Origin of the sequence: Kutzneria sp. 744 (assembly GCF_000568255.1) — a bacterium.
GTDB lineage: Bacteria > Actinomycetota > Actinomycetes > Mycobacteriales > Pseudonocardiaceae > Kutzneria.
This window is the reverse complement of sequence record NZ_KK037166.1, coordinates 10,873,569-10,887,589: the sequence shown is the minus strand read 5'-3', so window position 1 is coordinate 10,887,589 and position 14,021 is coordinate 10,873,569. Positions and strand designations below refer to the sequence as shown.

General features: G+C 66.3%; 5 protein-coding genes. All 5 read right to left on the bottom strand.

Features of this window, described 5'->3' with window-relative positions; all coding sequences use genetic code 11:
• Positions 1 to 128 precede the first annotated feature (128 nt).
• A complete protein-coding gene (locus KUTG_RS49260; RefSeq protein ID WP_052396367.1) occupies positions 129 to 887 on the bottom strand; it encodes a DUF3631 domain-containing protein in 759 nt (252 codons plus the stop codon).
• A 67-nt stretch (positions 888 to 954) separates the two neighbouring features.
• Positions 955 to 2,004 carry an integrase core domain-containing protein gene (locus tag KUTG_RS49255; RefSeq protein WP_232241361.1) on the bottom strand — a complete coding sequence of 350 codons (1,050 nt, stop codon included), beginning with the start codon at positions 2,002 to 2,004 and terminating at the stop codon, positions 955 to 957.
• A gap of 61 nt (positions 2,005 to 2,065) precedes the next feature.
• Complete coding sequence (locus KUTG_RS49250; protein WP_052396366.1) at positions 2,066 to 2,338, bottom strand: helix-turn-helix domain-containing protein; 273 nt, start codon at positions 2,336 to 2,338, stop codon at positions 2,066 to 2,068.
• A gap of 227 nt (positions 2,339 to 2,565) precedes the next feature.
• Complete coding sequence (locus KUTG_RS49245; protein ID WP_043726879.1) at positions 2,566 to 3,063, bottom strand: DUF4265 domain-containing protein; 498 nt, start codon at positions 3,061 to 3,063, stop codon at positions 2,566 to 2,568.
• Between the two features lie 63 nt (positions 3,064 to 3,126).
• On the bottom strand, positions 3,127 to 13,866 hold the full coding sequence (locus tag KUTG_RS49240; protein ID WP_157495360.1) for a LamG-like jellyroll fold domain-containing protein: 10,740 nt from the start codon (positions 13,864 to 13,866) through the stop codon (positions 3,127 to 3,129).
• Positions 13,867 to 14,021: the final 155 nt, after the last annotated feature.

Below are 14,021 nucleotides of genomic sequence, written 5' to 3'. Positions count from 1 at the left end.
GGAGGGCCCCAGGGGGTGTTCCCCAGGATCGGTAACGTCGGTAACGTCGGTAACGTGCCTGGTCAGACGGTTACCGCTAGCACCCTGGTTACCGGTAATCGGCGCGTTCGGGCGCCCATGGGACGGGGTCATGGCGCACCGCCCGTCAGAGGGTGGGCGCCCGAGCTGGCCGCGCTAGTGGTAACCGTTGCGGTAACCGACCCCGTATCGGTAACGCTCTGACCTGCAAGGTTACCGACGTTACCGACGTTACCGACGCTGGAAGACAGGTACCGGGACCACGCGTCCGCCAGCCCCACCTGCACCTGCTCACCGGCGCTGTCATAGGTCGGGTAGGTGACGTACCCCTTCACCGTGCCGGTCCCATCGTTGAACGCAGCCGGGGCGACCAAGTATTTACGCAGCTCTTTGGACATGCGACGATCGTTTAGCGGCTTTCCCTCCATATCCGTCCACCTCCCGTCGTCGATCTCCCACAGTTCCGCAAGCAAGTCTTTGGTCGCCAACCGGTCCGCGTTGCGGCGGGTGAATATGGCGTGCAGGTCAGCAAGCAACCGAACCCCGAGCGAAGTCGGGGCTTGCGTACTTTCCCCAACGAAATGCAGGCACGCGGCGCGCGCGATGTCCGGCCAATCACCACCGGCGGCATCGGCGATAGCCAGTAGCGGTTCCCATGTCTCTGCTGGCCGGTCGGCGACACCGTCGGGCATATCCGGTTCGGCATCGGCCAATTCCTCACCGATGCCGGTGATCCACGTCGCGAGCGCTTCGCGGACCGGTTGGGTTTCCGCATCCGCCCGCCGCTCCCGGTAGTTCTCGACAGCCTGATCGGCCCGGCGCTTACGGAGGTGAAACGTGATCGCCCGCGTGGTGACGGTCGCCGGCATCGCTCCGGCCAATCCCGCGAGTGCCTGTCCTGGTCGAAAATGCTGTCACCGGCTGTGAACTGGGCTTTTAGACGGCTGGCTCATAGTCGTTGAACAGTCCTGCGAGGCGTCGTGTGCGCTTGATCCGGTCCACTGGGGTGGGCAGTGGGATCACGTTCGGGTCGTCATCAGGTGCTCGTAGTCCAACGCCGTGGCCTTGGTGGCTACGGCCGGCGTTGTAGTGCTCGACGTACGCCTCCAGCACGTGGCAGAGGTGGCTGCGGCCGGTGATGAGCAGCCGGTCGATGCATTCGCGTCGGAGCGAGCAGATCCAGCGTTCGGCGATCGCGTTCATCCGCGGTGCCTGCGGTGCGGTGAGGACCACGCGGACGCCAATCGAGGCGAACGCCGCGTCGAAGGCCGCAGTGAATGTGGCGTCCCGGTCACGGATCAGATGGGTGAAACGGCGTCCGGCGTCGTCAAGATCCGCAGCGAGGTTACGGGCCAGTTGGGCTGCCCAGGCTCCGGTCGGGTGGTCGGTGACGCCGAGCAGGTGCACACGGCGGGTGCGGTGCTCGATGACGAACGCCGCGTACAGGCGCTTGAGTTTGACAGTGTCGACGTGGAGGAAGTCAATCGCGAGAAGACCGTCGGCTTGGGCGCGCAGGAACGTCCGCCACGTGTCGCCGCGGCTGGCCGGCGGCGGTATCCGGTGGCCGCGCACGATCCGGCGGATGGTCGAGGCGGCGATGCGGTGCCCGAGCCGACGCAGCTCGCCCTGAATACGGACCACACCCCAGGTCCGGTTCTCCGTTGCCAGGCGCACAATCAGCATGGTGATCTCGTTGCTGATGGGCGGACGGCCCGGCGGTTTCGGCTGACGCCACTTCCCGGCCACGAGCCGGCGATGCCACCGCAGCAACGTCGCGGGCGTGACGATACGGCAGCCCCGCAGGGATTTCGATAGGAGGCTGGATAGAGCCGCGAGCACTGCCCGATCAGCCCAATCCAGTCGTGGGCGAGGGTTGATACGGCGCAGCACCGCGACCTCGTGGCGCAACGCAAGTATCTCCGCGTCCTTGGAGGCTGAGCCCCGAGCCAGCAGCGTCAGCCAGGACGACACCTGGACCAAGATCACGTACAACAGCCGAACAGCCACGGACCACCGATCAACGAACACAACAAACAGCAGGTCAAGGCTACCGACCGAGTTTCCGACCAGGACAGGGCACCTGCTCACGGCCGGCGCCACGCGGCCGGTCCAACAGACCCGCGATGCCCTGGGTCACGTAGCGGTTCAGCCACAGGTCCACCGTCGGACGCGACACCCCGGCCAACGCGGCGACGTCCTTCTTCTGCCGGCCTTCCGCGTGCCACAACACGATCCGGGCCCTGGTCGCGACCGTTGCCACGACATCCGGGCTGTAGACCAGGGCCTGCAACTCCGCCCGCTCCTGCGACGTCAGTTCCACCAGGCCAAGTCAACACCACGGCCCGTCAACCAGACGTAAACCAAACAGAGTTACGAAGCACTAGGTGGGCAAGTCGGCCAGAACCGGCGGCTTCAATTGGGCACCAGTGATCTGCCACAGTGTGCGAGGCCACGAGTTGCGTCCCGGCCGCCCAACGACCCGCCATCAGTCCCGTTTTGGAGAAATCCAGCGCGCGCCCCAGGCCCGGTGTCAGGCGGGTCCACTCGTTACCGACTCGACGCGAACTCCTGAGAGTCGGCCCACTCCCAATGCAGGTTTCCGGCCTCCTGATTGCGCAACAGGAACTCGCCGAGCGGCGCCGACACGCGACCAGGCGGAATGTCAACAGCGAAGAACCTGTCGCCATTCCATTCAACCAGCAACCGCTCACGAGCCGCGAGGTCGTCGACGAACTGGCGCATTTCCGACACGGAGACCCCATTCGGCTCGGGCCGGATAAGCGCCCGCAGAGTGCGATGTCCGGACGGTTTCACGAGCGCGTACAATCGGTCGTCGCGGATTTCTACGTGGTCCAGCAGGGAAATGCCGTACACGTGAAATGGCACGCAGCGTATCTCGTGGACGCCGTTCCCGATGTCGCCGAACCACAGCTGCTCGAACTGCCCGTCGAGGCCGAACGGCGCCAGGTCGGCCATCGCGATCCGCTGCTGCCCGGACCTCAGCGCCGGATCGGAGTGGGCGATGTAGATCGGCTCCGGGTTCATCGGATCATCCTTTCGCGATCGAACGGACGGGGGCGCATCGCGTCGCGGTGCGCCCCCGTTGGACTAGGGCACAGTGTATGGCGTCAGGCCGTACGTCTGCTGCCAGCCCTGGACCATCCATTGCGGCCACCACGGCGGTGGCCACAGGCCGACATAGTTGGACGGCGGTGTCTTGGCTGCCACTCGGTCCCGTTTCGAGCTGTTGCAGCGCCGGCACGCCGGGGTCAGGTTGTCGTCGGTGAGGTCACCACCGCCGATTCTCGGCCAGACGTGATCGAGCGCCTGCGCGCTGCTGACTCGGCAGTACGAGCACATCGGTGCTGTAGTGTTCGCCCTCGCGTTGGCACCGATGTTGTAGTCGCGCAGCAACGACGGGGTGATGCCCTGGAAGGCGCCCGGGCCGTTCTTCGAGCCGGGCGGGATCCCGAAGACGTCCTCGCCCTTCGGCCCGCAGACGCCGGCCAGCGGTGTGTTGATGTTGTGGACCAGCACCGGGGTGTCGCCGGCCAGCACAAAGTATGTGTGCAGGCCGTTGATGGTGAGGTCGTAGGTGGTCGCCTGTTGGTGGTACGCACGGACGCCGGTGACGGTGGCAGTGTCACCGTCGGAGGTCTGGACCTGGTCGCCGGCTTTGAGATCGATCGCCTCGACAAAGGCGGCCTGGGTGACGTCGTAGAAGGGATGGTGGTAGGTCGTGGTCAGCGTCGCCGCTGCGGCGAGCGCCATCCCGGCCAGCGCCGCGCCGACCTTCGACGGCGCGATCATCACGTCCACGAAGTCCTTGTCCGTGGTCGTGGTGATGACGTCCTGGACGGTGTGGGTCTGCTGGCTGCTGTCACCTGGCACCGCGTCGGCGATCTGGTCGCCGACCTTGACCTGGCTGATCGGCTTGGTCGAGCCGTCGGCCATCAGCACCTTGGTCTGACCGGTGAAGCTGTGCGGCGTCGGCGGCGGGAACGGGCAGCTCTCCGGCTCGTCCTCCTCGGGCGGCGCCGCGGATTCTTCGCTTGGTCCTCCGGCCGCCGGCGCCGCTTCCGCGCCCGGCGCGGCTTGCTGCGCCGGTGCGGTTTCCGCAGCCGGCACTGACTCGCCGACCGCGGGGATCTCGCCCTCCGGGGTGGCGCCGGGCTCATCCCCGCCTCCGCCCGCGATGACGCCGCCGAGGGCACCAAACAGGGCACCGGTCAGGGCACCGCCGCCAGCGGCGTCCAAGGCGCCTTCAACCGAACAGCCGTCCTTGCTGGAACTACAGGAAAGTCCGTATTCGGTGGTCGCGACCACGGCCCCGCTGCCGGCACCGGCGCCGGCGCCGACGAGGGCGTTGATAGCGATCTTGGGCAAGATGCCGCCGAGGGCGTCGCTGACCAGCTGACCGCCGAGCGGACCAGCAAGGGCACCGCCCAGGGCACCGCCGAGGACGCCCAGGCCCATGGCGGTGAGGATGCCGTCACCGGTGCAACCATCCTGGGACTTGCCGCAGTCCATGCTGTACGCCACGGCCCCAGCGGCCTCACCGGCGAGCGCGGCGCAGCCGATGGCCCCGACGCCGCCGGTCAAAGCAGTGCAGCCGACGAAGGTGGCGGCCCCGGTGGCGAAGGAGGCGATGGTCGACTCGTGGTTCTGCACCCACGGCACGACCTTGGTCTGCACGTCGTCATACGCGGTCGACACGAAGTCGGACGCGTCGTCCCAGGCCTGGCCGACATCGTTAACGACGCCGTAGGCGGTGTCGTCGATCCAGTTCCAGGTCTGGTCCCAGTCGTCCTCGACGGTGTCAACCAAGTCGTCCCAGGCGTGCACGCACGGCTGGATGATGTTGTCGTCGACCCAGCCCCAGGCGTCGCTGGCGGCCGAGGTGACAGTGTCCCAAGCGTCCGAGACGGCGCTGCTGAGGTCGTCCCACCAGCTGTGGCCGGTCGGGTCTGTGCGGGTCAGTGGATCGCCGTCGACGTAGCCGAACGAGTTGGCGGAGTTGGGATTCACCGCCGGGTCCGGCGGCGCGGTGTCCTTGCTGGCGAACTGGCCGGCCTTCGGGTTGTACCAGCGGGCCGCCATGTCGACCTTGCCGGTCGCCGGGTCGGTCCACCCCGACTGGTAACCGAGTTTGCCGGTCAGATTGGCCCCTGGCTGCGCGTTACCGAGCGGGTCGTAGGTGGTCGAACCGGAAAGCGTCGTCGCGGCCGCACTGAATTCGCCGACGACGTCGTTGTGTAAGTCGATGAACGCCAGAAGGCCAGTGCCTGGCGTGCCGCTACCGATGCCGATCACCTTGCCGGACGGGTCATACGTGTAGACGTTGTGGCCGTCCGACGACGGCGTGGTGTTGTCGCCGGCGTAGGAGAAGGTGTCGGTGCCGCTGCTTAGGGCCCGACCCAGACCGTCGTAGGTGTACTTCTGGTTGCCGTGGGTGGCCATCTGCCCGAACGCGTCGAACGTGACGGCAGTGGTCCCTTGCTGACTGAGTGTTCCCCGAGCGGAGTAGCTGTAATTCGTTGTGCCGTCGGAGGTCAGTTCGTCGCGGGCGTCGTAGGTGTAGACGTTCGCGCCGGCCTGGGTACGGTTGCCAGAAGCGTCATAGCCGTAGTTGGTGGAGGTGCCACCGACCGTCCACGCGCTCAGGCGGTTCGCCAGGTCGTAGGTGTAGGTATTGGCCGCGGCGTTGCCGAACCCGTTGGTGTTCTTAGAGGTTAGGTTGCCGTTCGGGTCGTAGCCGTAGCCGATCGACGCGATGGTCGTCTTGCTGGCGGTGGCGAGGGTGTCGCTGGCCAGGCGGTGTTGCCCGTCGTAGCCGAAGGTCCGCACGTTACCGTTGCTGCCGTAGGTGATCTGCGAGACCTGGTTGAGCGTGTTATAGCTGTAGCCGACCTTGGTTCCGGTGGCGGCATCGGTCACGGTCGCGAGCCGGTCTGCGGTGTCGTAGCTGTACAAGGTGCTGCCGGCCGCATCGGAGCGGCTGGCGGTCAGACCATCCACTGTGTATCCGAATGACGACGAGCCAGCCGATCCCGTCGCGGTCAGCAGGCTGCCGCGGTCGTTGTAGCCGAACGTCTCGTTGGTCGCGGCCGCGCCGGTGCCGATCGCATCGGTCTTCGCCGAGGTGACTCGGCCGTCGAGGTCGTAGCCGATCGTGATGTTGGCGGTCGGAGCGTCACCTCCGGTTCCCGTTCGGGTCACCATGTTTCCGTTGACGTCATAGCCAGCGGCGATAGTCACGCCGCCGGGTTCGGTCGTCCGCGTCGGCCGCCCGTCGGCGTCATAACCAGTGGTGCTGCGGCGATCGGCGTCGGTGGTGTATCGCGCGGTGGCCGGTTCAAGCGTGGATTCCTGTCGGTTCCATGTGTTGTAGGCGCTGATCCAGGAGTTGCCCCGGCCGTCGGTCACCCTGGTGCGGTTGCCGGCGGCGTCGTAGCCGAACGACGTGGTGATCGAAGAGGTCGCCGATACCGGCTGGGTCGCCTGGGCGAGCCGGCCGAGTGCATCGTAGCTGCGCCGCACCGTGGTGCCACGGGCGTCGGTGTCGGTCAGCTTGTTGCCGTCGCCGTCGTAGCCGGCGGTCACCGATGCGAGCTTGGTTCCGTTGGCGTCGAATAGATCAGCACCGATCGGGTTTCCGGCGGCGTCGAACGTCGTGGTGCCTTTCGACTTGTCAGCCATGGTGGTGGACTGCTGTCGTCCGACGAAGTCGTAGCCGAAGGAGTTGACGTTGCCCGCTCCGTCCTTGACGGAGGTCTTCTCGCCCACATTGTCGTAGCCGTAGGTGATGGTCGCGCCAGAGGGCGATGTCGTGGACGCGAGGAAGGCGCCGTTGGGGTTGATCGCCGATGCCGTGTAGGAGTTGGTGGTCGTCGCGGTGACGGCGCTCGGGTAGCGCTCCAGCACGGTCGAGGTCAGCTGACGGCCGAGCACGTCGTAGGTGGCCTGCGTCTGCGCCCCGGTCGGGTCGGTTTGTTGCAGCAACTGGCCGTTGGTGTCGTAGACCGACTCGGTCTTGGCGCCGTTGGGCTGGGTCGCACGGACCCGGTCGCCGAGCTGGTCATAGAGGTAGGAGACCTTGTGGTTCAAGGGATCCGTGACGTCGGCCAGGTTGCCCGCCGCGTCGTAGCTGTTCACGGTGACGGCGGTGATCGGCGCAGACGCGCCGGGCGGGGTGTAGTTCGGCTGGGTGATCGAGACCGGTTGGCCGTCGGCGTCGTAGACCGTGGTGTCCACATTGCCGTTGGCGTCCTGCTGCTCGGTCGCCTCGCCGAAGGTGTTGTAGCCGGCGGATGCCACTGGGTGCGCTTGGGTCGGGCTGCCGCCATTGACCTCTGTCGACACCGTCGGTGCGGTGGTGACCGACAGATGCCCTGCCTCGTCGTAGGAGTAGCTGGTGACCTTGCCGTTCGCGTCTGTCTGGGTCTTGGGCAGGCCGCGCTGGTCCAGGGCGCGGCTGACATTGACCGACGGCGTGGAGGCGACAGTGCCTTTGTCTCGACCCGCTGTGAACAATGTCTGCACGTCGCTTGCGGTCAGTGCGCGTGAGTAGACCTGAACATCGCTGACCTCCCCGGGCAACCAGTTGCTCGCGGCCCCGCCGGAGGTCTGTGCCGCACCGATCGTCAGTGGCCCATTTCCGGTCCAGGGTGTGGAGTTCGGCGCCGTGCCTGCCAAGCGGTTGTCGACGTACAGGCTCATCGTGTTGGTCCGGTCGTCGAAGATCCCGACGAGATGGGTCCACGTGCCCTTGTTTGGCGCCTGACTGTCGTGGGCTGCCGGGTATGCACTCGCGCTGCCGCTATCCGAACTGGGGCTGACGAACGCCCAGTTGTGGAAAGCGGGGGAATATTGGAGGTAAAAGCTGGCGGCGTTGCCGCCGCCCTGCGCGACCGCCGTGTAGTAGTTGTCGAGCTTGTCCAGCGACACCCACGCGGACACGCTGTAGCCGGACGTCGTGTTCACTGCCGGGCCGTTGGTGGTGATCTTCGAGGCACTGCCGTCGAACTTCGCCGCCCCGTCCGTCCAAGTGACATTCGTTGCGGAGCCGGTATTTCCGGAACCAGATGCGTCGGGGACGGTGGCGCCGGCGGTCTGATTGAGCGGCCACCAGCCGACCGGATGCCCCTTGCTGTCCCCGTACAGACTCTCCGAGACGACGTTGCCCATCGGGTCGTAGCTCGCGTTGACCGTGCGGTCGAAGCCAGCCGAGTCGGTCTGCGTGGTGGTGGCCGGCTTGTCATCCGGGGTGTAGGACAGCGTGGTGGTCCGGTCGACACCGGTCGGATCGACCGTCGTGGTGGTCGTCCGGTCGGCGGCATCCACAGTGGACGTCACCATGGTCGCGCCGTTGTTGGTGGTCTTGCTGGTCAGGTTGCCCGCGTTGTCGTAGGAGTCGGACTCCACCTGGAACTTGTTCTGGCCGTTGACATCAGCCTTGGTGACTGTCGCGGTCAGGTTGTTGTCCAGGTACGTGTACGACGTGGTGATGCCCATCGAGTCGGTGACCGAGGCTAGCCGGCCGCCCGGGTCGTAGGCCCGCGAGGCCTCGGTAAGCGTCTTGACCGGCTGCGGGTTGAGCGGGCTGCCGTTGTACTGGATGGACTGGGTCAGCTGGTGACCGGCGGCGTCGTAGGTCCAGTCCGTCTCGGTGCCGGCCGGGTCGATCTGGGACGTCTTGTTGCCGTAGACGTCGTACCCGTACTTGGTGGTCTTGCCGTTGGCATCTGTAGTGGATGTCTTCTGGTCCAGCGAGTTGTACGTCGAACCGACGGTCCGGGAGGCGTCGCCGCCGGTCGAGTCGGCGACCGTTTGTGAGGTGAGGTTGCCGTCAGGGTCGTACAGGCTGGTGGTCACGGCGGTGTGTCGCGCGCCGGTGACCCGGTTGGTGGCGGTCGGGTCGGTCTGGGTGGTGACGTGGTTGTGCGCGTCGTAGCCATAGGTTGTGGTCAGTCCGCTGGGATAGCTGTCCGAGACCACGGTTTGGCTGGCGGCCCGCCCGATACCGTCGTAGCCGAACTTCGTGACCAGGCCGTCGGCGTTGGTGGTGCTGGCAACGTCGCCATCGTGCAAATAGGACACCGAGTTGCTGGCACCGCCGGGTGACACGGTCTTCACGGGCATGCCCGCCGGCACGCTGCCGCCGTCGGCCGCCGGATAGGCGGAAGTGCCGTCGCTGTAGGTGATTGTCGTCGTGCGGCCGTTCGGGAAGCCCGGTACCGGCGGCGTCGTCACCGTGGTCTTGTTGCCCTTGGCGTCATAGCCGTACGTCGTGAGGTACGTCGGATCGGTGGCGCTGGACGACCGGCCGTCCCGCACGGTCAGCAGCACGTCGTTGCGGGCGTCCGTGGTGGTCAGTTGTTTGGTTGTGTCGTCCGGATAGTAGGTGTAGTACGCCGTCGAGCACTTGTTCGCCGCCTGGTCCTGGCAGGTGGTCTGGGACACGGTGTTGCCGCGCACGTCGTGCCCGGTCGTGGCGGCGATGCCGTTGGCGTCAGTGACCTTGTTCAGGAAGCCCGACGTGTCGTAGTTGTAGGTGACGGTGGTGAACGCCCCCGTGAGGTTGTCGGTGGTGGCGATCTTCCGGTTGCCGTAGACCGGATCGAACCGGTAGTAGATGTACTTGCCACCCGGATCGGTCACGTAGACGTTGACGTCGGGCCGGATGCCCTTGGAGTTGGAGATGGCGTCGGTGTGCCGCTTGACGTCGTCCTTGGTGAATGCCTTGTGGTAGAAGGCAACGTCGCCCATGGCGCCGTCCGTCGGCAACACCGCCATGTCGGTGAGGCCGTGCCATCCGGCACCGGCCGTGCCGCTGCCGAGCAGGAGGTGGGTGTTGCCGCCGGTCGCCAGCGCACCGCTGGCCGCGGTCACTGGGGTGTTCAGGTCCTCGTACAAGGTCTGGCTGGTGGCCGAGCCGGTCAGCATGACGTAGTGCCAGAAACCGTTGTCGACGGTGTTGGCCGAGCTCAGCTGCGGCTGCCCGGAGGCGGGCAGGCTGCCGTAGAGCTTGCCGTCGGAACCGACCCACAGCACTGGCAGGCAGGCCTGGCCCACCGCACAATTCTGCCCCGGTGTCGTGGTGTCGCCGACTAGGATCTCGTTTCGCTTCGTGGTACGAAACCACAGTTCGATGGACAGCCCGTCAGTCGCCGAGGTGATCGTCGACGCTGGTAGTTCGACCGATGAGCCTTTGCCGTCGAACTGCGCGGCGGTGCCGCCGTCCTGGTAGGCGTCGTCAACGCCGAGCGTCACGCCGGACGAGTACGTGCCCGCCTGGTAGGTGACCTCGCTGCGTGCCTTCGTGCTGCCCGGGGTTTCCATCAATCGGTAGTAGGCGGTGGGATTGTCGCCGATGATGGTCTGCCGGAGGAACTGGCCGGTGCCGTGCACGACCGGCGCGGCGACCTGCCACACCCCGTTGTTGGCGTCGGTGACCTGGCGGACGGCCGCCGACACCGGGTCGTAGGAGATCTTCGCCGACACCGCGCCCGAGGGCTGGGTGATCTGGGACAGTAGGCTCGCCGGGTACTTGGCCGCCTGGTACTGGTCGATGATCTGGTGGTAGTCCAGCGCGGTGTCGTAGAAGGCGACGTCGGCGATCGACCCGTTGAAGTAGCTGGCGTAGCCGGTGTTATTGTCCTTTCCCTGGTTCGCCTCGTCCGGCCAGGCGCCGCCGAGGAAACCGGCGCCGATGTAGTTGAAGCGCTGCAGCGGAACCGCGAGCGCGCCGGCGGCCTGCCCGACGAAGCCACCGTCGAGGTACATGGCCTGCGCGGCAGACAGCGACGAGATCAGCACATGGTGCCAGTTGCCGTCATTGACCGGGTTCGCGGTCTTCAACGGGTTGGTGGCGTCTCCGGTCCAGAACTGACCGAGCAGCTTGCCGTCCGAGCCGACGTAGAGGCCCGGCGTGTAGAAGCCGGTCGTGGTGTTGTTGGTGATCGGCAGCGAGCTTGACGAGTACAGCACGCCGTTGACGGCAGTTGTCTTGAACCACAGGGAAAGCGTCTGGAATGACCCGGCGGTCATGTCCTTGGACAGTTGCACGTACGACGACGTGCCGTTGAATCCCGCGCTGGTGGCCGAGGAACCCGGCAGCGGCCCGGGCTGGCCGAGGTTGACGTTGGCATAGGTGCCGTTGTCCGCGCCCTCGTTGATCAGCACGCCGCTGTTGGCCGTGGTGCCGGAGGTCTCGGCCAGCGGCCAGAACGAGTGCGGTCCCTGGTCGAGAACCTGGTTCTGGTACTGGGATCCGCTGTCGTAGCCGTACCTGGTGCACGCGGTGCTGGCGCCGGGCGGGCAAACCGAGGAGAGCTGGTCGCCTTGGTAGGAGTAGGTCCAGGTCAGGGCGCTCGCCGACTGCCCGGACGTCACCGGGTCGGTGGCGACGGCGGCCACGTGCGGCGAGGTAGCGCCGGCTGGGGTGTTCCAGGTGACGTGCAGGGACCGGCCGGACACCGCGGAGGTGACGGCGGTGATCTGGTTGTTGACCCAGGTGAAGGTCTCGGTCCGGCCGTTGGCGTCCGAAATGGACGATACGCCGTAGGTGCCGGCCCCGAGATTCTGCGTGAACGTGTAGGTGGTGTCGTTCTTGTCGGTGAGGCTGTAGCCGTTGGTGATCGACTTGAAGGTAGCGAACCGACCGGGCGACGGCGAGTAGGTGCCGTCGGAGTTCTTGCCGTAGCCCACCTCCGAGCCATCGGGATAGGTCACGTTGACGCTGTTGACGTGACTGTGGTCGTACGGGTCGGTGCGCTCGGTCGCTTTGGTGTCGAACAGGCCCGACCAGCCGACGCCGAACCCGCCGGTGCGCCGCGGATCGCGGGAGTTGTAGTCCCGCACCACCGACAGCGACGGTCCCGGCGTCGGCACGGTGACGTCGGTGGCGCTGGTGGTGTAGTTCTGGATGCTCGGGTCGAAGCCCTGCGCGGAACTGTTCTGGGACAAAGACGAGGTGATCGCCGGCTGCGGCACCTGGATGTTGATCTGGTTCCAGGCCAACACGTTCGAGGAGTAGGTGCCATCAAGGGTCTGGACCGTCCAAAAATAGGACTGCCCGTAGGTCAGTTTGCCGGCCGGTACCGTCCAGTAGTCGTCGTCGATCGGGCCCGAGTCCGCCACCTTGGTGTTGGCGTCCTGCCAGATCTGGAACTGGTACTGCAACGAATCGGCGGAGGTGTCGACGTCGTGCCCGGCTGCGAACAGCCACGGCGTGAGGGTCTGCATGGTCTGCCCGTTGGCCGGCCACATCGAGTCGATCTGCGGCGGCACATCACCCTCGGTGGTCAGCCATAGCGTCGGCTGGAAGCCGTACATGTTGGCCGAGTCGAACTGCTTCCAGTGCAGGCTGTCGTTCTCGATGGCGGCGACCAGCAGGCCGAGGTCGTCGCCGCCGTTGGCCCAGGTCTGCGCGAACTCCGGCGACAGAGGCACGCTGACCCAGTCGCCGACCTCCCGGTTGGCCTTGGTGTTCGTGCAGGCGTTCGGCACGTTCGGCGGCTTGAACTGCCCGTCCATCGAGGTGCCGATGCCGGGGCCCGGCCACGACACCGACTTCGGGTCCCACCAGTCGTTCGGCTCGTTGACCCCAAAGTCTTCCGGCGTGCAGCTGGAGGCCCAGGTGTCGAACAGGTTGAGGGTGGCTGCGTCGATCTTGATCCCGGACCCGTCGATGTCGCTCGGGAAGGACAGCAGCGACCGGGCGGCGACGCTGCCGTCGTAGGAACCGATCTTGATGGTCTGTTCCATCGAGTGGTCGCCGGGGCTGTCCGACTCGACGTAGGTCGTGTTGGGCGTCAGGGTGAAGGTCGGGTCTACGGTGACCGGGAACACCCGGTGCGGGTCGGCCAGCCACTTGGGGTCGAGGCTGATCTTGAGCGCCGGCGTGCCATGCGCGTCGACCAGTTCGTACTTGATCTGGTAAGTGGTGGCCGGGTCGCCGGACGCCGGGTCGACCTTGGAGTCGAACGCGTAGGCCCGAGGGATGCGCTGCATCTCCTTGCCGGCGGAGTCGACCAGGCTGACCGAGCCGTCCTTGGCCAGCTTCGGCGTCAACCCGTTGAGATGCAACGGGAAGGTCCAAGACGAGCCGGCTGACGAGGTTCGCAGGACGACGGACTCCTTGAGCCCCGTCGGCGTCGGGGTCACCGTCAGGTCGGTGTTGGCCAGAATTCCGGGGTAGGTGACATGTTGGCCGGACACCTTCGGCGTCACCGGCACGGCGCCCTGCAGGCCGTAGGAAATGCCGTGCTTGGCGTCCACTGCGAACGACGCCAGCGTGGCATCGTTGGCCTGCGGGGCGAAGTCGACACCGAGTGAGTTCGCCTTCTCGTGCCAGCGCTTGTCGCCGCCGAGCGCGACCATGGTGTCGATCGGCTGCCAGTCGCCATGGCCGTCCCGGTAGTTGGACGGCTCCTGGGTGTACTTCTTGGTGACGGTGCCGTCGGCGTTGCTGAACCAGCTCATTGTCGCCGAGGACTTCGCCGCGTTCCGGTGGCTGGTCTGGGCATTGAAGCCGGCCACCGCCCTGGCCGCCGGCTTCGTGGACGCGCCGACGATGGTTGGGTGGCTGGGCGGATGCTCGGGCGGCAACTCGCCGACGCCCTTGCCGGGCGCCTTGCCAATCCCGCGACCGGCGCGGGTCGCCGAAGCCGGTACCTGGTGGCTCTTGCCGTCCGCGGTGCCGCCCTGCTGCTTGGGCAGATTCCCCCAAGACGGCGACGCCAGCCAGGACAACACATCCATCGGCGACGGCAGATTGATCGCCGGTAGCGCCAGCTCGGCGGCACTGGCCGACTCTGTCGATAACCCGAGCGTCAGTATGACCAACGCTGACAGGGTGATCGCCCTGAGCACTCGCCGACGAGTCGGTCTGATCTGGACACGCGGATCTAGACGCACTTCGTCCCCCCTGAACGAACCCCCCAAATGTTGGTCAAGGTAGATGGCAAGTCGAGGTCACGAACATCCGCCGAACGGCCCAA